Genomic DNA, 19,514 nt, shown 5'->3' on the forward strand with positions numbered 1-19,514 from the left:
TTCGGTCAGGCCGGACCGCTCACCACCCGGTGGCGGCCATGCTCGCGGACGTGCCGCAGGAAGATCGCGAAGGTCGCCGGACGGCGTTTGACCAGCTCCAGTCTTCCGCCGTCGGCCGCGACCAGGGCCCTGGCGAGCGTCAGGCCGAGCCCGGTGCTGCCCCCGCCGCTCACGTTGCGTTCGAAGACCTTGTGCCCGAGGCTCTCCGGGATGCCCGGGCCTTCGTCGGCCACCTCGATGACGACCGATCTGTCGGTGCTCGTCGTGTAGACGGTCAGCACGCCGGCGCCGTGCTCCAGCGAGTTCTCCATCAGCGTGGACAGGACCTGGCTCAACCCGCCGGCCGTACCGAGGGCGCACAGCCCCCGGTCTCCCCGCCGGATGAGCCCGCGCTGCGCGCGCCGGAAGGCGGGCTCCCACTCGGTGATTTGCTGGTCCACGACGTCGTCCACGTTGATCGGACCGGTCTGGGCATGACGCTGCCGCCTGGCCGCGGCCAAGAGCTCGTCTATGACCGCGGTCAGTCGTTCCACCTGGACGATGGCGGCCTCGCCCTCCTCCCGGACCGTCTTGGGCTGGTCGGCCGCGGCGACGATCTCCTCCAGGCGCATCGTCAGCCCGGTGAGGGGCGTACGGAGCTGGTGGGAGGCGTCGGTGGCGAACTCCCTCTCCCGCGCGAGCAGATCGGAGATCCGCAGCGCGCTTCGGTCCAGCACCTCGGCGACCAGGTCGACCTCGGGAATGCCGTAGCTGTGCCGGCTGGGCCGGGCGTCTCCCGAGCCCAACCGCTCCGCGATCTTCGTCAGATCTTGGAGCGGAAGGCTCAGACGGCGTGAGGTGACGGTCGCGAGGCTCACGGCCACCCCGAGCGCGATGACCGCGAGCGCGACCGTCAGCACGAGCCGGGCCCGGATGTCCTGCTCGACCTGGGCCGAGTCCTGGGCCACCCGGACGTAGCCGGCCTCGGAGCGTGCCTCCTGCGTGAGCTCGCGGCCCGGTGGGGGCGGCGAGCCCACGGCGATCGGCTGGTTCCCCCGGACGTACACCTGGATGTACCGATCCGGGTAGTTCTTCGCGAGCTGGTGCGGGTCGACCTTCTGGCCCTGGCCGACGGAGTATTCCACCCCGGCCAGCAGCCGAGTCGCCTCGGCCCTCAGCAGCTGCACGGCCTCGTCGTTGATCGATCGGACGACGAGCATGCCCAGGGGCACGCCTAACAGCACAACGGCGATGACCGCCACGAGCAACATCGAGGACAGCAGGCGCCGGCGCACGGGCTAGCTCCTCCCCAGCGACCACTCCACGGTGGTCTACTCGCGCTCGAAACGGAAACCGACCCCTCGGACCGTCGTGATGTATCGCGGCTTGGCCGCGTCGTCCCCCAGCTTGCGGCGCAACCACGAGATGTGCATGTCCAATGTCTTCGTCGACCCCCACCAGTTCGTGTCCCACACCTCGCGCATGATCTGCTCGCGGGTGACGACCTTGCCGGCGTCCCGTACGAGCACGCGCAGCAGGTCGAACTCCTTGGTGGTCAGGTGCAGCTCCTTGTCCCCCATCCACGCGCGGCGCGAGTCGGCGTCTATACGGACGCCCTGCACCACCGGCGTCTCGGACGTACCGCGTCGCAGGAGTGCTCGCACGCGGGCGAGCAGCTCGGCGAGGCGGAACGGCTTTGTCACGTAGTCGTCGGCACCGGCGTCGAGCCCGACGACGGTGTCCACTTCATCGACCCGGGCGGTAAGGATCAGCACGGGAGTCCCGTGTCCTTCCGCCCTGATGCGGCGAGCGACCTCCAGCCCGTCCATCTCTGGCAGGCCGAGGTCGAGAACTATCAGATCGACGCCCCCCGACAGGGCCCTCTCAAGGGCCTGCGGGCCATCCGGGCTCACCTCTACCTGATAACCCTCCCGGCGCAGAGCGCGCGCCAGAGGCTCCGAGATCGAGGTGTCATCCTCGGCGAGAAGTACGCAGGTCATGCAAGCGATCGTAGGACCTTAAGCGATCGTTTCCCGGCTACAGCGCGCAGTTTGACTTGTCGTTGACTCATCAATTGACCTGGGCAAACACTGATAAATCCGGGATAGTCAGCACGCAACGGGGCACCCCGATCCGGGCATTTCTCGCCCATCTCAGAAGGCGCTTCAAATCCCATTTAGCACGATAAAAAACATGCAACGACTCCGCCACTGTACCGTCGGGCGCGCGGAGACGTACCGCCTATCGACACCGCCCGGAACGTCGATGGGGAAGAGATTCCGGAACGACGACGCGCCCGGGCGGACGGCCGCGAATCGACGGCTCACGACGATTCACGGCGGCTTACGGCGGCGTCGGTGTGACGAACGGCGGCCTCAGGACGGCGACGACGAAGGCTCTCCGACGTAGCGCTGGAGGTAGAGCGCCTCGCCCAGGCTCTCGATGAGGCTCAGCTCGGTCTCCAGGTAGTCGATGTGATGCTCCTCGTCGGCGAGGATGTCCTCGAAGATCCGAGCCGAGGTGGTGTCGCCGCGCTCCCGCATCAGCGCGATCCCGGGCCGCAGCCGCGCGACCACCCCCAGCTCGAGGTCGAGGTCGGCCTGAAGCTGCTCCTTCACGGTCTGCCCGATGTGCAGCGTGCCCAGCTTCTGGTAGTTGGGCAGACCTTCCAGGAAGAGGATGCGATCGGTGAGCCGCTCGGCATGCCTCATCTCGTCGAACGACTCTTGCCGCGTGTAGCTCGCGAGCTTCGTGTAACCCCAGTGCTCCTGCATCTTCGCGTGGAGGAAGTACTGATTGATCGCGGTGAGTTCGGAGGTGAGCTGCTCGTTGAGCAGCGCGATGATCTCCCTGTCCCCCTGCATGGCCGCCCCTCGGTCTATGCGCTGGTCACCAGATCCTCTGACCGTTTCAGCATCGCACAGATCTTACGGACACACGTCGCGCAGTCCCCCCCGGCGCCGGTCGCGTCGCGCACCTGACGAGCGCTCTTCGCGCCCGCCTCGATGCAGTCGTGGACCTCGTTCTCGGTGACGGCTCGGCAGACGCAGACGTACATGGTGGCGGTGGGCCTTTCGCGGGGAAGCAAGGTTAGGCACACCTAAGGTAACCCATGTAGGTAAGGCTTGCCTATGGCCCCCCGGGAGTAAGCCGTACGGATACCGCTCAGCGCTCCCTGCCGGGTCTCCGCAGGACGTACGGCTGGACGACGCCGAGCCCGCGTGCGGGACGACGGCGCAGCTTGACCAGGTCGAAGTCGCTCACGCCGCCGAGCACCTCGGCCATCTCGCCGTCGGCCACGATCGTGCCCGGCCGGGCGATGGCGGTGAGACGGGCCGCCAGGTTCACGGTGGTGCCGAAGACATCGCCCATCGCGGGGATCACCGGGCCGTACGCGAGCCCGATCCGCACGTCGGGCCCCTCCTCGCCCGCCTTGAGCTCGTCCACCAGATCGAGCGCGATCAGCGCGGCGGCCCGCGGCTCGCCGGCCGTGAACAGCACCTCGTCGCCGAGGGTCTTGACCAGCCGGCCGCCGTGCGCGGCCACGACGTCGGAGGCCAGGGCCTCGAAACCCTCGACCAGGTCGGCCAGGGCCGGTTCGTCGAGCTCCCGGGTGACCCTGGTGAACGCGACCAGATCGGCGAAGCCCACCGCGAGCATCAGCCGGGTCGGGCTGACGTCCTGACCGAGCTCGGTGAGCGACATGAGCCGGCCCGCCGCCGCGGTCAGCTGCGACCGCCAGACGTGGATCAGCATCTCCTCGAAGTCGGGCAGCAGCCGGCGGACGGTGTCCATCACCCGGGTGAAGTCGCCCCCACCCGACCTGCCCTGGTCGAGAACGGCCTCGATCATGATCTCGGCCTGCCACTGGGCCAGCCTGCCGGTCGTACGGCCCAGGGCCCGCGTCATGCGGATGACGGTCCGCTCGTCGAGCAGGCCGGCGTCGATCAGATGACGGATCCGCCGCAGCGCGGACAGATCGGCCTCGGTGAACGCCACCGCGTCGTCCGGCAGCGTGGCGAAGCCGAGCGCCCGCCAGATCCGCGCCGCCAGATCCCGGGAGATGCCGGCCGCCTCGGCCACCTGACGGCGGGTGTAGATCGGAGGCGACCCGACAAGCAGCCGTCGCACGTCATCGGTGCCCGGACGCCGGGACGCCCGTTGCTCTCCACGTCGGTTCACGGAGTCAGTTAACCTCAGCCCTCGGCCAATCGCCGGACGGAGGTTCCCCTCTGATCCGGGCGGTCGTACGCCACCAGAACCACGGTGATACCACGCCGCCGGGACGCTGTCGGTACGACACCGCCGGTCGGCTCGTCATCGGCGATGCCACAGGGGCGTGCGGCCTTGCGCGGGTCCCGGTTCGCCGCGGCCCACGCCACGCTCATCCCCCCGCCCCCGTCGGGCTCTCCCCCGCTCGTCTACTTTCCGTCGATCTCCCCGTCGGAGGCGTCCTCAACCAGCCGGAACAGCTCCTGCCGGACGAGCTGGATCTTCGGGATGTCCCGGAGATTTATCTCGCCCTTCTCCGAGGCCGACTCCACGCGGAGCGTGCCGCAGCCGAGGAGTCGCTCGACGAACCGCTGGTCGGAGCTCACGCTGTTGACCTTCGCCATCGGAATGTCCTCGTCGGACTTGTTCAGGATGCCGGTGCTGATCGCGAGCCGGTGCGAGGTCAGCGTGTACGAGGTCGTCTTCCAGCGCAGGAACGGGATGAACGACCACAGCATCAACGCGACGAAGGCCACCACGCCCACCGCGATCCGGGCGTACCCCGCGTAGCCATAGTCACTCGGGATGAAGTAGATCGCCGCAGCCGCGGCGGCCACGACGACGATGAAGGCGAGAAGCGGCAAGATCAGCCGCTTCCAGTGCGGATGAAACTCGTGGATGATCCGCTCGCCCTCGGTCAGGTGATGATCCGGGAGACCCATGGCGCAAATCGTGACACGTTCCCGCCCGCTTCGCACCGTCCTCGGCACCTGATCGTCACCCGATCACCCCCCTTGCACCCCTCGATCCACTCGCGATCTCTACGGAAGTCCGATCCACAGCCGGCCGCGCAGGCCAACACTGAATCGTTGACAGGTTACTGAACGCGATTTAGCCTGAATCGAGTTCAGCATGCTGAGTGACGTTCAGGAAGTACTGATATGACTGCGCAGGCCCAGCCCAGACGGAGGCGGACGCTCGACGATCGCGACCGCACCGCGAGGGCACGGATCCGAGACGCCGCGATCGAACGCTTCGCCGCGGACGGCGTGGCGGCCACCAATCTGAAGGACATCGCCGCCGACGCGGGGGTGTCGACACCGCTCGTCATCCACCACTTCGGCTCGAAGGACGGGCTCCGGGTCGCCTGTGACGAGTACGTCGCTTCAGTGATCAAGGAGCAGAAGACCAGGGCGATGGCGGCCGGCCAGGGACTCGATCCGTTTCAGGCGGTCCGGGATGCGTACGAAGGCCGCCCGATCATCAGGTACTTCGCGAGGACGATCGTGGACGGTTCTCCCCACGTGGACGAACTGATCGACAAAATGGTCGAGGACTCGCTGGTCTATATGGCCGAAGGGGTCAAGAGCGGAATCCTCAAGCCGGCCGAGAACCCCCGGGAGCGGGCCGTCCTCCTGTGCCTGTGGCAATTGGGCGCGCTCGTCATGCACGAGCAGGTCAACCGGCTGCTGGGTGTCGACCTGATCGAGAACACCGCGGGCTCCGTGCTCAAGTGGGCGCGGATCAACGCGGACATCCTCGCCAAGGGCGTCATCAACGATGAGTTCTACGACAAGTGGCGGGACGCGATGAAGGCCGCAGAACAGCGATCCGAGCCGCGCACCGAATGACAACCGGAAGAAGCAAAGGCACAGACCGGGAAACGACATGACCACTGCTATCGCCATCTCCGGGCTCGTCAAGACCTTCGGGTCGACGCGGGCCCTCGACGGGCTCGACCTCACCGTGAACACGGGAGAGGTGCACGGCTTCCTGGGCCCGAACGGCGCGGGAAAGTCCACGACCATCCGGGTCCTGCTGGGCATCCTGCGGGCGGACTCCGGCTCGGTCACCATGCTGGGCGCTGATCCGTGGGCCGACGCGGTGGCGCTGCATCCGCGCCTGGCGTACGTGCCCGGCGATGTCGAGCTGTGGCCGAACCTCACCGGAGGCGAGGCCATCGACCTGCTCGGCAGGCTGCGCGGCGGACTGGACAGCCGACGCCGCGACGAACTGATCGAGCGGTTCGACCTCGACCCGTCGAAGAAGGGCCGCACATACTCCAAGGGCAACCGGCAGAAGGTCGCGATCGTGGCCGCGCTCGCGTCCGACGCCGAACTGCTGCTGCTCGACGAGCCGACGGCCGGGCTCGACCCCCTGATGGAGGTCGTGTTCCAGGACGTGATCGGCGAGGTGAAGGCGGCGGGCCGTACGGTCCTGCTGTCCAGCCACATCCTCGCCCAGGTCGAGAAACTCGCCGACCGGATCAGCATCATCCGGCTGGGCAAGATCGTGCAGTCCGGGACGCTGGTCGAGATGCGGCACCTCACCCGCACGACCATCGAAGCCGACACCGCCGGTCCGGTGACCGGCCTGGAGCGGCTGCCCGGCGTGCACGACGCCGAGGTCGGCGACGGCCACGTGCGGTTCTCGGTGGACGGCGCACATCTCGACGCCGCGATCAAACACCTCGGGGAGTTCGGCATCCGCACGCTCACCAGCCACCCGCCGACACTCGAGGAGCTCATGCTCCGGCACTACGGCGACGAGCTCGCCGCCGAGAACAACGGGAGCCGCCAGGGGGTGAGGAAATGACCGCGACCGCCACGCCGGCCCTCGGCCGTACGGCGGAAAGGACGGGCGGAGGCACCCTGGCGGGAACGGGCGTCCTGCTGCGGTTCGGCCTACGGCGCGACCGCGTCCGCATCCCGGTGTGGCTCGCCGCCCTGACGCTCGGGACGCTGTGGCCGGCCGCCGCCTTCCCACAGCTCTACGCGACCGCCGCCGATCGGCAGGCCGCGGCCGCCACGATGCGCAGCCCCGCCGGGCTCGCGTTCACCGGGCCCGAGCACTACCTGAGTGACTATCACTACGGCTCGATGGTGAGTCACCAGATGCTCGGCTTCATGGTGATCATGGTCGGGATCATGAGTGTCCTCATGGTGGCCCGGCACACCCGGACCGAAGAGGAGAGCGGACGGGCCGAGCTCGTCCGGGCGGCCGTGGTGGGGCGGCACGCTCAGCTCGCCGCGGCGCTGATCCTGACCATCGCGGTGAACATCGCCCTCGCGCTCCTGCTCACGCTGAGCCTGGGTTCGCTCGGCGTCGACGGAGTGACCTGGGGCGGGTCGCTGCTCTACGGGGCGGCGAACGCGGCGGTCGGCATCACGTTCGCCGGCATCGCCGCGGTCACCGTCCAGATCACCGAGCACTCCCGAGGAGCCTCCGGCATGGGGCTCGCCGTCGTCGGGGCGGCCTACCTCGTCCGCGCGGCCGGCGACTCGGTGGGCAGCGGGCTGTCGTGGGCCTCGCCCATCGGCTGGGCCCAGCAGACCTTCGCCTACCTCGACGACCGCTGGTGGCCGCTGCTGCTGAACCTGGCGGCGGCCGCGGTGGCGGCCGCGATCGGGTTCGCGCTCAGCGTCCGCCGCGACCTCGGGGCCGGGCTGCGGGCGACCCGGCGGGGCAGGTCGGCGGCCTCGCGCGCGCTCACCACGCCGCTCGGGTTCGCCTTTCGGCTGCACCGGGGCATGCTGGTCGGGTTCGCCATCGGCATGCTGGTGCTCGGGATGTCGTACGGACCGTTCCTCGGTGACATCGAGACACAGCTCCAGGACATCGAGATATTCAAGGAAGCGTTGGTCCAGTTGGGCGGGGCCACGTTCGTGGACTCGTTCGTCGCCATGATCATGGTGCTGCTCGCGGTCGTCGCGGCGATCTACGCGGTGATCGCGACGCTGCGGTCACGATCGGAGGAGAATTCCGGACGGGCCGAGCCGGTGCTGGCGACCGGGCTCTCCCGGACCCGGTGGCTTGGCAGTCATCTGACGGTGGCGCTGGTCGGCGGACCGCTGATGCTCCTGCTCGCCGGCGTGGCGCTCGCCGCGACCGGGGCGCCCACCGTGAACGAGAGCGGTCTCTTCGGCGAGATCGTGGCGGCCGCCGCGGCCTACATCCCGGCGCTCTGGGTGACGACCGGCCTCGCGGTCGCCCTGGTGGGGTGGTTCCCCCGGGCGAGCGCCCTGGCCTGGCTGGTCGTGGTGTACGCGGGCGTGGTCGGATATTTCGGGACGATCCTGCAGTTTCCCGACTGGATGGACAACCTGTCGCCGTTCGGCCACATCCCGCGGCTCCCGATCGAGGGCTTCAGCTGGACTCCACTGCTGATCCTGACCGCGATCGCGGCCGGACTCGTCGCCGTCGGGTTGTACGGATTCCGCCGGCGCGACATCACCACCAAGTGACCCTCGACCGGCGATCGCCCGCTAGCCGGTGACCGGGCGGACATGGACGACGTCGCCGACGCTCAGGGCGTGCTCCTCGCCCTGAGCCCGTACGAGCAGGTGACCGAACCGGTCGACGCCGACGGCCCGGCCGACCAGCACGCGCTCGCCGGGCAACTCGACCCTGACCTCCTGCCCCACCGTCGCCGACCGGGCGAGGTAGGCCGCACGCAGCCCGGAGGCGTCCGCGTCGCCGCCCGCCTCGACCCACGGCCGGTAGTGCGACTCGATCTCCCGGAGGATCGCCCGCATCAGCGGATCGCGGTCGATGCACACGGCGTCCTCGACGGCGAGGGAGGTCGCCCGGTCCACCGGCAGTTCCTCCCGCCGCATGGAGACGTTGAGGCCCATGCCGATGACGATCGAGCCGTCCACCCGCTCGGCGAGGATGCCGGCGAACTTGCGCTCACCGGCCAGCAGGTCGTTGGGCCACTTCAGCCGGACGTCGAGCTCGGCGATCCGCCGTACGGCGACGGCGGCGGCGAGCCCGATCAGCAGCGAGAGCCACCCCTGGAGCGTGGGCGGCACGCCCTCCGGCCGGAGCAGGACCGAGAACGACAGGCCCGACCGCGGCGGCGCGACCCACGTCCGGCCGAGCCGGCCGCGCCCGGCGAACTGGGACTCCGCGATCAGGACCGTGCCCTCGCGGGCCCCTTCGCGCGCGGCCCGGGCCAGATCGGCGTTGGTGGAGCCGGTCCGCTCGACCACGTCGATGGCCGACCAGAGCGAGCCGGGCCGGACGAGCGCTCTTCGCAGCGCCGTCTCCGACAGCGGCGGACGCTCGAGATCGGCGTAGGGCGATTCCCTCATCCGCTCAGGCTATCGATTCCGCGCCCCTCGCGTGAGCCGTCGTACGGATCTTGACTCCGGCCGGGCGCGGCCAGCCGTACGGCCTCGGCGACGACGCGCTCCGGCGGCAGATCCAGGCACTCCAGGGCGTACGGGCAGCGGAACTGCCGGCACGGCGCGCAGCCGGTCGGCACGGTCAGAACCGACGCCGGGGCGAAGCGCGGGAGATACTGCCCGACCTGCTCGGTGCCGGAGAACAGCACGACCACGGGCGTGCCGAGCGCGGCGGCCAGATGCGCACCGCCGCTGTTGTTGCACACCACCACCCGGGCGCCGGCCACCACGGCGGCGAGGGCGGGCACATCGAGCTCGCCCGCCAGGGCCGTCACGCCGGGCGTGTCACCGGCCACCTCCGCCACCAGCGCGGCCTCCTTCGCCGTCCCGGCCACGACGATCCGCAGTCCGGATGTGGCGAGGAGCCCGGCCACCCGGGCGAACCGGCCGGCGGGATAGCGCCGCGCCGGACAGGAGGCGCCCGGCAGGATCAGGGCGTACGACCCGGTCGGCCCGCGATCGCCGAGCAGGTCGCGGGCGGCGCCGACCGCCTCGGCCGGGACGCGGACGCGCAGGCGCCCGTCGACCGGGGGCACGCCCACCCGTTCCAGCAGATGCAGTGCGCGGTCGACCTGGTGCAGCCCGTCGGGCGGCGAGGGGACCCAGTGGGTGAGGCCCGCACCGCCGAACTCCTTCGACATGCCCACCCTGACGGGCACGCCGGCCAATCGGCACAGATATCCGGCCGGCCAGGGCGTCTGGGAGAACGACGTGAGGACCACGGCCGCCCCGTAGCCGCCGTGCCGGACGCGGTCGATCAGGTCCAGGTCGGCGGCGACCGGCACCTCGCCCGGCCCGGCCTCCTGCCAGGACACCGAGCAGGTCAGCACGCCGTCCACCTCGGGCAGCAGCCGGGCGGCGGCCGCTCCGGCGGGTGCGGCGAGCAGGTCCAGCCGGGCATCGGGTGCCGCCCGGCGCAGCGCGCGCAGCGCCGGACCGGCCATCAGCACGTCGCCGAGGTTGTCCGGGCGCACCACGAGCACGCGCTCCAGATCTCGCCAGCCGATCGGCGGCCCGGCGAGCGCGGCGGGGTGCTCCATCTCATGGCGCTACCCGGCCGCTGATCAGGGAAAACAGCGGAGGTCCCGCGGGTAGGAACCCGGTGCGTGTCGCATTCCGCCCGGCGGGTAGGCGCGGGCCGTACGGGTCGCCGGGGCGGCATGGCGGGATCGGGGGTTGTGCGCGGTGGGTGGAGACCGGATCAGGGTGGCGATGATCCACGGCCCGGCGCCGGCGAGCCTGGACGGGGTCAGCGACTACGTCGAACGTCTGATGCACGCGCTGGGCGATGTCGGGGTGGCGGCGGCATCGGTCCCGGTGCGCGGCGACGGCTCGACCGCAGGCTGGCTCACCGCCACGCTGCGGGCGGCGCGTGAGGTGTGGCGGCTGCGGCCCGACGTGGTCCACGTGCAGTTCGCGCCGTCGGCGTACCGGTTCTCCGGGCTGCCCGGGCTGCTGCCGCCGCTGCTGCCGCCGTACGCGCCGCTCGTCACCACGCTGCACGAGTACGGCTGGTGGGCGGCGCCGGCGTGGGTGCCGGACGCGGTGTGGCGGCCGCTCGAACGCGCCCGGCTGTGGGACCGGGAGACCGGGCGGCTGGTCCCGGCCAGCAGGGTGGTCGTGGTCACCAACGGGGGGCACGCCCGGCAGGTCGGGCTGCGGACCCGCGGCCGCCCGGTCGAGGTGCCGCTGGCCCCCAACGTGGCCGATCACGGCGGCCCCGCGCTCGACGGCCCCGGCCCGGAGCGGACCGGCGAGGTGCTGGCCTTCTTCGGCTTCGTCCATCCGGTGAAGGGCGTCCGCTATCTGCTGGAGGCCGTGGCACGCCTGCGGGCCCGGCGCCCCGGCCTGCGCCTGCTGGTCATCGGCGGGTTCACCTCGCAGGCGCTGCCGGAGGCGGAGGCCCGCGCCTTCCGTGCCGAGTTGGAGGAGCTCGCCGAGGGACTGGGCGTGGCGGACGCGGTGACCTTCACCGGCCATCTGCCCGCCGCGGCGGTGTCGGAGGCGTTGCACGCGGCCGACGTGGGCGTGCTGCCCTTCACCGGCGGCGTCACCGCCAAGAGCGGGGCGCTGCTCACGATGCTGGCGCACGGGCTGCCGACCGCGATCACCGTCCCGGACGAACCCGGTGTGTCCACTCTCGATGGAGCCGTCGCCGTGATCCCGGCCAGGCGCGACGCTGCGGCGATCGCCGGCACGCTGGAGCGGCTGCTGGACGACGCGGCGCTGCGGCGGCGGCTCGCCGAGGCCGGGCGGCGGGTGTCCGCCCGGCACTCGTGGTCCGGGGTGGCCGCCGCGCATCGGGAGCTGTACGACAGCGTGGTCGGCTCGGCGTACGGACGCCGGAATGCCTGACCGGTACGCCGACATCCTCGTGGTCGACCTCCTCGGCGGCATCGGCGATCTGATCATGATCCTCCCGGTGGTGCACGCACTGGCCCGCCATAACCCCGGCGCGTCGCTGCGTGTGCTCACTCATGAGCCCGGTGCGGATCTCATCCGCGGTGATCCATCCGTGACCGAGGTTCACACCCCGGCACACGGACGGCCCGGTGCCGAGCGGGAGGCGGTGGCGCGGGTGCTGGCCGAGCGCCGTCCCGGCCTCGCCGTCACGACCACCCGTTACGACGGCATTCCCGACCTGCTCGCCGCCTCCGGCGCCCGCTGCGTCACCGATCTGTGGCGGCGACCGCCGCCCGACGAGCCGGTCGGGCTGCGCTATCTGCGCATCCTGCACGCCGAGGGCCTGCTCGGCCCCGACGACCCCTGTGACCTGGCCCGGCCGCGGGTGCGCCTGAACGCGGCGGAGCTGGCCCGGGGCCGCCGGGTGCTCGGCGGGTGCCTGCCCGCCGCCGCTCACCGGCCTCCGGCGGTGCTCGTCACCGGCGGCGGGATGGCCGTCAAGCGCTGGCCGTACTGGAGCGAGCTGGCGGCGATGCTCTCCGATCGCGGACATCCCGTCCTCGTCGTCGGCGAGCCACCCGGCGCGGGATCGCCCGATGTGGAGTCGCCCATTGTGCGGCTGCCGGTCGTGCGACTGCCGGTCGTACGGCTGCCGGTCGTACGGCTGCCGGTCGTACGGCTGCCGGTCGTGGGGCTGCGTGGCCTCGCCGCCTGCTTCGCCGCCGTCGCCGACCGGGGCGGCGTCGTCGTGGGCGGTGACACCGGTCCGGTACGGCTGGCCGCCGCGTCGGGCGCCGCCACGGTGGGACTGTTCGGCCCGACGTCCGCCCTCCGGTACGGCATCGGCGGCGGCGTCGACCTGCAGGGGCTGCCGGACTGCCCGCATCGGCTGCCGACCGCCATCACCGAGCAGCCATGCTGGTGGACCGCCCGATGTCCGCTCGCTCCCGGCGGCCGGCCCGCCTGCATGGCGGACATTCCCGCGCGGTCCGTGGCCGACGCCGTGACCCGGCTGACCACCGGCCGCCGCTGACCGTGCAGCGGCGGAGAAGGCGAGCCCCTGGGCCCCGGCTCCCGTGGCCGGAACGCCCGTTTCCGATCACGGTCACGTCGCGGGCGACGCCGTACCAGAAGGGCGCTCCCGCGTGTGTTCCGCGCACATGGCAGGCTGCTGGGCAGCAGCTGCCTCCGGAGGGACGCATGTACGACGATGGTGGAGAACGGCCGGTGCACCGCCCGGGGGCGGTCACCCGGATCAGGGTCCGCCAGGTGTCCGGCTCGGCCGTACGAGATCGGCGTGACGATCTGGCGACCGAGGAGCCGCTGGAGATCCGGCTGCTGGCCGGTGGCGAGAGCCGTACGGTCGCGATCACCATGCGCACTCCGGGCGCCGACTTCGAACTGGCGGCTGGTTTCCTCTACGGCGAGGGCATGATCGGGCCGGGGGACATCGCCGCCATCGGCTACTGCACGGATGAGGATCTGGCGCCGGAAGAGCGCTACAACACGGTGACCGTACGGCTCAACCTGCCCACCCTGCCCGACATCGCCACCCTTGAACGACATTTCCTGACATCGAGCGCGTGTGGGGTCTGCGGCACCTCGACGCTGGAGGCGTTACGTGACCGCTGCCCGTCACCCGCCGCCTCGGCCGCGCCTGCTTTCACCGTCGCGCCACGGGTTCTGTACGGGCTGCCGCACCTGCTGTGCAAGGCCCAGAGCGGGTTCGGCCGGACCGGCGGGCTGCACGCGGCCGGGCTGTTCACCCCCGACGGGACACTCGCCGGGACTCGTGAGGACGTGGGACGGCACAACGCGGTCGACAAGCTGGTCGGCTCGGCGCTGCTGGCCGGACGGCTGCCGTTCGACCGGCACATTCTGCTGGTCAGCGGGCGGGCGAGCTACGAGATCATGCAGAAGGCGGTGACCGCAGGCGTCCAGATCGTCTGCGCCGTGTCGGCCCCGTCGTCCCTGGCCGTGGACGTGGCCCGCGAGTTCGGCGTGACCCTCGTCGGGTTCCTGCGCGAGGAGCGCTTCAACATCTACTCGGGTGCCGAGCGGATCACGACCGGGGACGACGCCTGACATCCATAGGAGCATCCCCCCACCCCACCCCACCGCACCCCCGTGATCTTGCGAATACTCGCAGGACACCCCCTTGACCTGGGCACACCAAGTCGGTGATCTTGCAGATTCTCGCAACCAGGCCATCTGACCTGCACCGATACGTTTCATGATCTTGCAGTTGCGATAGTGCAAGATCATGAACGGCATACGGGCAGGCCAGCGGGCATGCGTGCGAGTCTCTGCAAGATCACGGAAGGTGTCGGCGCAGGTCGGTCCGGGCCCTTGCAAGAATTCGCAAGATCACGCGGGGGGGTTGTGAGGTCGTGGGGTTGCGAGATCACGAGGGACCTCTCTTGTTCTCTTTTCTTCCTTGGGGTCAGCCGGTGTTCTGGAGGCCGGCGGCGACGCCGTTCACGCTCAGCAGGAGGAGTGTGGACAGGCGCTCGCGCTCCGCTTCCGACAACCCGCCCCCGTCACGGTCGGCGCGCAGGGCCGAGAGCGCACGCAACTGCAGGTGGCTGAGCGCGTCCACGTAGGGGTCGCGCAACTGCACCGCCCGCGACAGGACCCGCCGGTTCTCCAGCAGCCTGCTGTGCCCGGTCACCTCCAGCACCAGCCGCCGTGTGAGGTCGTATTCGGCGAGGACCTGCTCGGCGAAGTCGTCCCGGCCGCCGAGGGCGAGATATCGCGAGGCGATGGCCCGGTCGGTCTTGGCCAGCGACATCTCGGCGTTGTCGAGCATCGCGGCGAACAGCGGCCACTCCCGGTAGGCCGCCCGCGGCTCGTCCAGGCCGCCCCGGGACTCCACGGCCGCGAGACCGCTGCCCAGGCCGTACCATCCGGGCAGGTTGACCCGGGTCTGGGCCCAGGAGAACACCCACGGGATCGCCCGCAGGTCGTCGAGCGAGCGGGGGGCGCCCAGACCACGCCGTGCGGGCCGGGACCCGATCCGCAGCGAGCCGATCTCCTCCAGCGGGCTGACCAGGGCGAACCACTCGGGGAAGCCCGGCGCCTCGGTCAGCGACCGGTAGGCGCGCTCCGAGGCGCCGGCGACCTGCTCGGCCAGATCGCGGAACCTGGCCGCGGCCGCGGCCGTGTTCGACTCGACGGCCGTGGTGGAGGCCAGCAGCACCGCGTTGCTCACCTGCTCGATGTGGCGGCGGGCGATCGCCGAGTGGCCGTAGCGGGCGAAGATGACCTCACCCTGCTCGGTGACCTTGAACCGGCCCGCGACCGACCCCGGCGCCTGGGCCAGCACGGCCCGGTTGGCGGGGCCGCCGCCCCGGCCGAGCGCGCCGCCCCGGCCGTGGAAGAGCGTCAGCCGGATGTCGTTGGCCGCGGCCCAGGCGGCCAGCGCCGCCTGCGCGTCGTACAGGCGCAGGGTGGCGGCGGCCGGCCCGAGCTCCTTGGCCGAGTCGGAGTAGCCGAGCATGACCTCGAGACGCCGACCGTTGTCGGCGAGCCGCCGCCGGACCGGCTCCAGCCTGAGCATGCCGTCGAGCACCTCCGTGGCGTTGTCCAGGTCCTCGCCGGACTCGAACAGCGGCACCACGTCGAGCACCGGTGACCGGTCGCCCATCGCATGCGCGGCCAGCTCGTAGACGGCCGCGATGTCGTCGGCGGAACGGGTGAACGAGACGACGTACCGGGAGCAGGCACGCACCCCGAACCGCTCCTGGATCCAGCCGATCACCCGGATCGTGGCCAGGACCTCCTCGGTGCGCTCCGACGTCGCGCCGGAGGCGATCTCCTTCAGCGTCTCGGCGTGGACCTTGGAGTGCTGGCGCACCTCCAGCTCGGCGAGGTGGAACCCGAACGTCTCCACCTGCCAGATCAGGTGCTGCAGCTCACCGTAGGCCTGCCGTACGGCGCCCGCCTCGCGCAGGGAATCCTGCACGAGCCGCAGGTCGGCGAGCAGCTCGTCGGGCGAGCGGTAGGCGAGATCGAGATCGCGGCGCCGGGTCGCGACCACCCGGGCCGCGACGAACAGCAGCCACTGCCGGTGCGGCTCCTGCGGGGAGCGCGTCGCCATTTCCGACACGAGGTCGGGGTGATGCCCCTCCGCCCGGGCCAGCGCGTCGCGCAGCGCGGCCGACGGCGGCGTGTAGCCAGCCGCGACCGTGAGCGTGCGGCCGATCCTGGTGGTGGCGTTCTCCAGCGCGATCAGGATGTGCTCGGCCTGGATCTGCATGGCCTCACGGGTCACCCTGGCGGTGACGTTGGGGTTGCCGTCGCGGTCGCCGCCGATCCAGCTGCCGAAGCGGATGAACGGCCGCGACAGCGGTGCGCGCGTGCCGGTCCCGGTGTCGAGCGCCGCGTCGAACGACCGGTAGATCAATGGCACGGTGCGGAAGAGCGTCTCGTCGAAGGCGGCCATCGCCGTACGCACCTCGTCGAGCGGGTCGAGCTTGGTCGACCTGAGCTGGGCGGTGCGCCACAGCAGGTCGATCTCCTCGAGGAGCCGGCGGCGGGTCTCGTCGCGCTCCGCCGCGCCCCGGCCCGGGGTGTTGTACGCGTCGAGCTGGGCGCTGATCCGCTGGATCGCGGTGACGATCGCCCGTCGCCGCGCCTCGGTCGGGTGCGCGGTCAGCACGGGGCGGTACTCCAGCCCCTCGATCAGCTCGGGGAGCCGCTCGTCGTCGCGCAGTCGCTGCACGGCCTCGGCCAGCGACTCGCGCACCGGCACGTCGTCGCGGTCGCGCTGCCGCAGGATGCGGATGCGGAAGTGCTCCTCGGCCAGGTTGGCGAGGTGGAAGTAGCAGGTGAACGCCCGCGCGATCTGCACCGCCCGCTCGACCGGCCATTCGGCGACCATGGCGGCGACCTCGTCGGCCGTCGCCTCACCGCGCCGGGCGGCGATCACGGCTTTGCGCAGCCGTTCCACGTCGGCCAGCAGATCAGGACCGCCGTGCTCGGCGATCACTTGGCCCAGCAGGCCGCCCAGGAGGCGCACATCGGCGCGCATCTCCTCGGGCAGCTCCGCCGCGGCGCTGTTTCGTTCCGCCGGAATGTGCCGTTCGGCTGGAACACCGTCTCGATCTGAGGAAGCGTTGGCGGCCATGTTCGGAAGGCTAGCGAACCCGCCCGGATGCCCGGATACCGGTCTCAATAATTGGACTAGACCACCCCCGGAGGCCCCTCTGATCTGCGGTTATGCGCTTCCGCTCAGGCGGGTCGGGAGACCGCCGCGAGGATGTCGGGGATGCGCCGGTAGCCGATCGAGGCGGCCAGGCGACGCCCTCCCCAGGCCACCGCCAGGCCGTACGGCACGGCCACGGCGGCCCATGCGGTGAACCCGAACAGGGGCGGCACGATGATGGGCAGCCCCACGACGCAGGTGCCGGTCATCGCGGCGAAGGTGGCGGCGAACGCCTGCCCGCCCTGCCCCGGCGCCGCCCCGGTGAAGGCGTTGAGGCGCTCGGGATAGGTGTACGGGATCAGCACGCTGACCACCGCGCCCACACCGAGCGTGACGCCCAGCAGGCCCCATGCCGTGGCCGTGGTGGCGACCACGAGCCCGGGGTCGTCCGTCGTCACGGCCGCGAGGACGGACAGCGCCGTCAGCAGCGGCACCGCGATGATCGCGTGGGCGAGATGCCGGCCGGCGAGGTCCGTACGCACGTCGCGTTCCGTGGCGAAGGCCACGGCGTTCATCCACAGCGACCGCCCGTCGATGCCGAACGCGTTGGCCGCCTGGAAGCCCATCATGATCGCGGCCAGGCAGACGGGCCCGATCACGAGCGCCGGGCCGTCGTAGTCGCCCTGGCCGCGCATGGAGAACATCAGGATGCCGCTCACCACCACGGCCGTGAACCAGTTGATCCGCCCGCGCGGCTCCCTCCTGGCGTACTTGAGCTCCTTGGCGACGACCGCGCCGAGCATGCCGCCCGGCAGGAAGGCGGCCACTCGCGAGCGCCGTACGGCTCCGCCGCCCCGGTTGGAGGAGTCGGGCATGACGAGGGCTCGGCGCAGGGCCACGATCCACAGCCAGGCGAGCGCCACGACGACCAGTGCGAGCACGGCGATCTCCGCGACGCCGGCGAGCCCGCCGTCGGCGATCGCGTGCGCGGCCAGACCGGGCGGCGACCAGCGCAGCACCCCCGCCGTGACCGCGAGCAGCTCCAGCGGGTCTCCCGGGAGCCCCCGGTTGAGGATCAGGCTGGGGATCTGGGTGAGGACGAGAATGAAGACGACACCGACCGCGAGCACATCACGGCCCCGGCGGCTGCGCAGCGCGCCGGACAGCGCGGTCGTGACGGCACGGGAGACCACCAGGCAGAAGGCGAACTGCAGCAGCACGGCGGGCAGGCCGATCAGCACCCCGCCGGGGCCCGAGGCCATCGCCACGACGCCGCCGCCCAGCATGACCAGCGACGCGACCGGCCAGGGACCGGTCGCCGAGGCCGCGAACATGCCGACGGCGAACTGCCGGGTCGTCAGCGGGAAGAGCGTCAGCCGGGCCGGGTCGAGGGTCTCGTCCAGGCCGAAGGCCATCAGCGGCACGAAGATCCAGGAGATCGCGACCAGCGTGAACATCACGATGCCGACGTCCTGGGCGACGTCGGCCGGCGCCAGCCGGAGCAGCGCGAACAGCACGAATCCCAGGACGGCGACGACGCCGGCGGCGAGGCAGGAGAAGACGAAGCCGAGTTGCTTGGCGACGTCTCCCCTCAGGTTGCCGCGGATCAGGCGCAGCTTGAGCCGTACGAACAGCGCCGCCGTCGCGCGCGTCCCCATCGCGGCCGTGCCCGTCGCGGGCGTCACGGGAGTCAGATCCGGCGTCACGTCGTGTCCCCGGTCGCCGCGGTGGCCGAGCCGAGCCAGGACAGGCCGCCCTCGCCGCTGCCGCGGGCGCCGACGAGATCGAGGAACGCCTCGTTGAGCGTGCGCTCGCCGCGTACGTCGTCGAGCGGGCCCTGGGCCACGATCCGGCCGCGGTCCATCACGGAGACCCAGTCGCAGAGCCGCTCGACCAGGTCCATCACATGACTGGAGAAGACCACGGTCGATCCCGAGGCGGTGAACCTGCGCAGCACCTCGGTCAAGGTGTTCGCCGACACCGGGTCCACGCCCTCGAACGGCTCGTCGAGGAACAGCACACCCGGATTGTGCAGCAGCGCCGCGGCCAGGCCGATCTTCTTCCGCATGCCGGTCGAGTAGTCGACCACCAGCTTGTCCTGTGATTCGACGAGATCCATGATCCGTAAGAGCTCGTCGGCACGCCGGCCGACCTCGTCGACCGGGATGCCCCGCAGCTGACCGCTGTAGAGCAGCAGTTCCCGGCCGGAGAGCCGCTCGAACAGCCGGAGCCCCTCGGGCAGCACGCCGATGCGCGCCTTGACGTTGACGGGATCGGCCCAGACGTTGTGGCCGTCGATCTCGATGAGGCCGCCGTCGGGGCGCAGCAGACCGGTGATCATACTGAGCGTCGTGGTCTTGCCTGCGCCGTTCGGACCGACGAGGCCGGCGAAGCTGCCCCTCGGCACGACCAGGTCGATCCCGGCCACCGCGACCTGCTGCCCGAACCGCTTGAACAATCCCTGTGTCCGCACCGCTTCCGTCATGCGCCCACCCTGCCAGATCCCCTCGTTGTACCGTTCCTGCCGTCCTGCCGTCCGGGCAACGAACGGCGGCCGAGCCGGGGTTCCGTACGGTTTCCGCCCTGCC

Annotated in this window: 17 protein-coding genes; 6 read left to right on the forward strand and 11 right to left on the reverse strand. The window is 71.1% G+C overall.

Annotated elements, in window-relative coordinates; all coding sequences use genetic code 11:
- Positions 1 to 5 precede the first annotated feature (5 nt).
- The 6 genes from AP234_RS04040 to AP234_RS04070 all read right to left on the reverse strand — a co-directional run bounded on the left by AP234_RS04040 (position 6) and on the right by AP234_RS04070 (position 4,913).
- Positions 6 to 1,274, reverse strand: coding sequence for an ATP-binding protein (locus AP234_RS04040; RefSeq protein WP_055478098.1), 1,269 nt, complete (start codon positions 1,272 to 1,274; stop codon positions 6 to 8).
- Between the two features lie 36 nt (positions 1,275 to 1,310).
- The gene (locus tag AP234_RS04045) at positions 1,311 to 1,979 is read right to left on the reverse strand and encodes a response regulator transcription factor (protein ID WP_030451323.1); all 669 of its coding nucleotides are present in this window, start codon (positions 1,977 to 1,979) and stop codon (positions 1,311 to 1,313) included.
- Between the two features lie 375 nt (positions 1,980 to 2,354).
- Positions 2,355 to 2,843 carry a bacterioferritin gene (bfr, locus tag AP234_RS04050; RefSeq protein WP_055478099.1) on the reverse strand — a complete coding sequence of 163 codons (489 nt, stop codon included), beginning with the start codon at positions 2,841 to 2,843 and terminating at the stop codon, positions 2,355 to 2,357.
- 14 nt (positions 2,844 to 2,857) lie between these two features.
- On the reverse strand, positions 2,858 to 3,037 hold the full coding sequence (locus tag AP234_RS04055) for a (2Fe-2S)-binding protein (RefSeq protein WP_055478100.1): 180 nt from the start codon (positions 3,035 to 3,037) through the stop codon (positions 2,858 to 2,860).
- Positions 3,038 to 3,144: 107 nt separating this feature from the next.
- Entirely contained in the window at positions 3,145 to 4,161 is a 1,017-nt protein-coding gene (locus AP234_RS04060; RefSeq protein ID WP_083501746.1) for an adenylate/guanylate cyclase domain-containing protein, read from the reverse strand.
- Positions 4,162 to 4,400: 239 nt separating this feature from the next.
- A complete protein-coding gene (locus AP234_RS04070) occupies positions 4,401 to 4,913 on the reverse strand; it encodes a PH domain-containing protein (protein WP_055478103.1) in 513 nt (170 codons plus the stop codon).
- A 219-nt stretch (positions 4,914 to 5,132) separates the two neighbouring features.
- Here AP234_RS04070 and AP234_RS04075 point away from each other — a divergent pair, with 219 nt between their 5' ends.
- From AP234_RS04075 to AP234_RS04085, 3 genes are read left to right on the forward strand one after another with little or no spacing between them, the layout of a single operon-like run.
- Positions 5,133 to 5,822, forward strand: a complete 690-nt coding sequence (locus tag AP234_RS04075; RefSeq protein WP_055478104.1) for a TetR family transcriptional regulator — start codon at positions 5,133 to 5,135, stop codon at positions 5,820 to 5,822.
- A gap of 37 nt (positions 5,823 to 5,859) precedes the next feature.
- Entirely contained in the window at positions 5,860 to 6,786 is a 927-nt protein-coding gene (locus AP234_RS04080; RefSeq protein WP_055478105.1) for an ABC transporter ATP-binding protein, read from the forward strand.
- Positions 6,783 to 8,435, forward strand: coding sequence for an ABC transporter permease (locus AP234_RS04085; RefSeq protein WP_055478106.1), 1,653 nt, complete (start codon positions 6,783 to 6,785; stop codon positions 8,433 to 8,435). The genes AP234_RS04080 and AP234_RS04085 overlap by 4 nt, the downstream gene beginning before the upstream one ends.
- A 21-nt stretch (positions 8,436 to 8,456) precedes the next feature.
- On the opposite strand, the gene AP234_RS04090 is transcribed toward AP234_RS04085, so the two are convergent.
- Together AP234_RS04090 and AP234_RS04095 are read right to left on the reverse strand one after the other, a co-directional pair.
- Positions 8,457 to 9,284 carry a biotin--[acetyl-CoA-carboxylase] ligase gene (locus AP234_RS04090; RefSeq protein WP_055478107.1) on the reverse strand — a complete coding sequence of 276 codons (828 nt, stop codon included), beginning with the start codon at positions 9,282 to 9,284 and terminating at the stop codon, positions 8,457 to 8,459.
- A complete protein-coding gene (locus AP234_RS04095) occupies positions 9,281 to 10,417 on the reverse strand; it encodes a glycosyltransferase family 9 protein (protein WP_055478108.1) in 1,137 nt (378 codons plus the stop codon). Before AP234_RS04095 ends, AP234_RS04090 begins: the two co-directional genes overlap by 4 nt.
- Before the next feature lie 172 nt (positions 10,418 to 10,589).
- Here AP234_RS04095 and AP234_RS04100 point away from each other — a divergent pair, with 172 nt between their 5' ends.
- From AP234_RS04100 to fdhD, 3 genes are all read left to right on the forward strand, one after another.
- On the forward strand, positions 10,590 to 11,732 hold the full coding sequence (locus AP234_RS04100; protein ID WP_083501784.1) for a glycosyltransferase family 4 protein: 1,143 nt from the start codon (positions 10,590 to 10,592) through the stop codon (positions 11,730 to 11,732).
- Positions 11,725 to 12,813: a glycosyltransferase family 9 protein gene (locus AP234_RS04105; protein ID WP_055478109.1), complete on the forward strand. Its 1,089-nt coding sequence runs from the start codon at positions 11,725 to 11,727 to the stop codon at positions 12,811 to 12,813. The genes AP234_RS04100 and AP234_RS04105 overlap by 8 nt, the downstream gene beginning before the upstream one ends.
- A 167-nt stretch (positions 12,814 to 12,980) precedes the next feature.
- Complete coding sequence (fdhD, locus tag AP234_RS04110) at positions 12,981 to 13,865, forward strand: formate dehydrogenase accessory sulfurtransferase FdhD (protein WP_055478110.1); 885 nt, start codon at positions 12,981 to 12,983, stop codon at positions 13,863 to 13,865.
- Positions 13,866 to 14,223: 358 nt separating this feature from the next.
- Here the strand turns inward: fdhD and AP234_RS04115 are convergent, their stop codons facing one another.
- The 3 genes from AP234_RS04115 to AP234_RS04125 form a co-directional block, all read right to left on the reverse strand.
- Positions 14,224 to 16,908 carry a phosphoenolpyruvate carboxylase gene (locus tag AP234_RS04115; protein ID WP_083501747.1) on the reverse strand — a complete coding sequence of 895 codons (2,685 nt, stop codon included), beginning with the start codon at positions 16,906 to 16,908 and terminating at the stop codon, positions 14,224 to 14,226.
- Between the two features lie 104 nt (positions 16,909 to 17,012).
- Positions 17,013 to 18,632: a hypothetical protein gene (locus AP234_RS04120; protein ID WP_235557939.1), complete on the reverse strand. Its 1,620-nt coding sequence runs from the start codon at positions 18,630 to 18,632 to the stop codon at positions 17,013 to 17,015.
- On the reverse strand, positions 18,629 to 19,411 hold the full coding sequence (locus AP234_RS04125) for an ABC transporter ATP-binding protein (RefSeq protein WP_055478112.1): 783 nt from the start codon (positions 19,409 to 19,411) through the stop codon (positions 18,629 to 18,631). The genes AP234_RS04120 and AP234_RS04125 overlap by 4 nt, the downstream gene beginning before the upstream one ends.
- Positions 19,412 to 19,514: the final 103 nt, after the last annotated feature.

The sequence above is a fragment of the Sphaerimonospora mesophila genome (assembly GCF_001417795.1).
Classification (GTDB): domain Bacteria; phylum Actinomycetota; class Actinomycetes; order Streptosporangiales; family Streptosporangiaceae; genus Sphaerimonospora; species Sphaerimonospora mesophila.

Bases quoted from the DNA above. Each gene is read 5' to 3' on its own strand.
- AP234_RS04075 (WP_055478104.1), top strand. From the start codon at position 5,133: ATGACTGCGCAGGCCCAGCCCAGACGGAGGCGGACGCTCGACGATCGC.
- AP234_RS04095 (WP_055478108.1), bottom strand. From the start codon at position 10,417: ATGGAGCACCCCGCCGCGCTCGCCGGGCCGCCGATCGGCTGGCGAGAT.
- AP234_RS04085 (WP_055478106.1), top strand. From the start codon at position 6,783: ATGACCGCGACCGCCACGCCGGCCCTCGGCCGTACGGCGGAAAGGACG.
- fdhD (WP_055478110.1), top strand. From the start codon at position 12,981: ATGTACGACGATGGTGGAGAACGGCCGGTGCACCGCCCGGGGGCGGTC.
- AP234_RS04100 (WP_083501784.1), top strand. From the start codon at position 10,590: ATGATCCACGGCCCGGCGCCGGCGAGCCTGGACGGGGTCAGCGACTAC.
- AP234_RS04055 (WP_055478100.1), bottom strand. From the start codon at position 3,037: ATGTACGTCTGCGTCTGCCGAGCCGTCACCGAGAACGAGGTCCACGAC.
- AP234_RS04105 (WP_055478109.1), top strand. From the start codon at position 11,725: ATGCCTGACCGGTACGCCGACATCCTCGTGGTCGACCTCCTCGGCGGC.
- AP234_RS04045 (WP_030451323.1), bottom strand. From the start codon at position 1,979: ATGACCTGCGTACTTCTCGCCGAGGATGACACCTCGATCTCGGAGCCT.
- AP234_RS04125 (WP_055478112.1), bottom strand. From the start codon at position 19,411: ATGACGGAAGCGGTGCGGACACAGGGATTGTTCAAGCGGTTCGGGCAG.
- bfr (WP_055478099.1), bottom strand. From the start codon at position 2,843: ATGCAGGGGGACAGGGAGATCATCGCGCTGCTCAACGAGCAGCTCACC.
- AP234_RS04070 (WP_055478103.1), bottom strand. From the start codon at position 4,913: ATGGGTCTCCCGGATCATCACCTGACCGAGGGCGAGCGGATCATCCAC.
- AP234_RS04080 (WP_055478105.1), top strand. From the start codon at position 5,860: ATGACCACTGCTATCGCCATCTCCGGGCTCGTCAAGACCTTCGGGTCG.
- AP234_RS04090 (WP_055478107.1), bottom strand. From the start codon at position 9,284: ATGAGGGAATCGCCCTACGCCGATCTCGAGCGTCCGCCGCTGTCGGAG.
- AP234_RS04115 (WP_083501747.1), bottom strand. From the start codon at position 16,908: ATGGCCGCCAACGCTTCCTCAGATCGAGACGGTGTTCCAGCCGAACGG.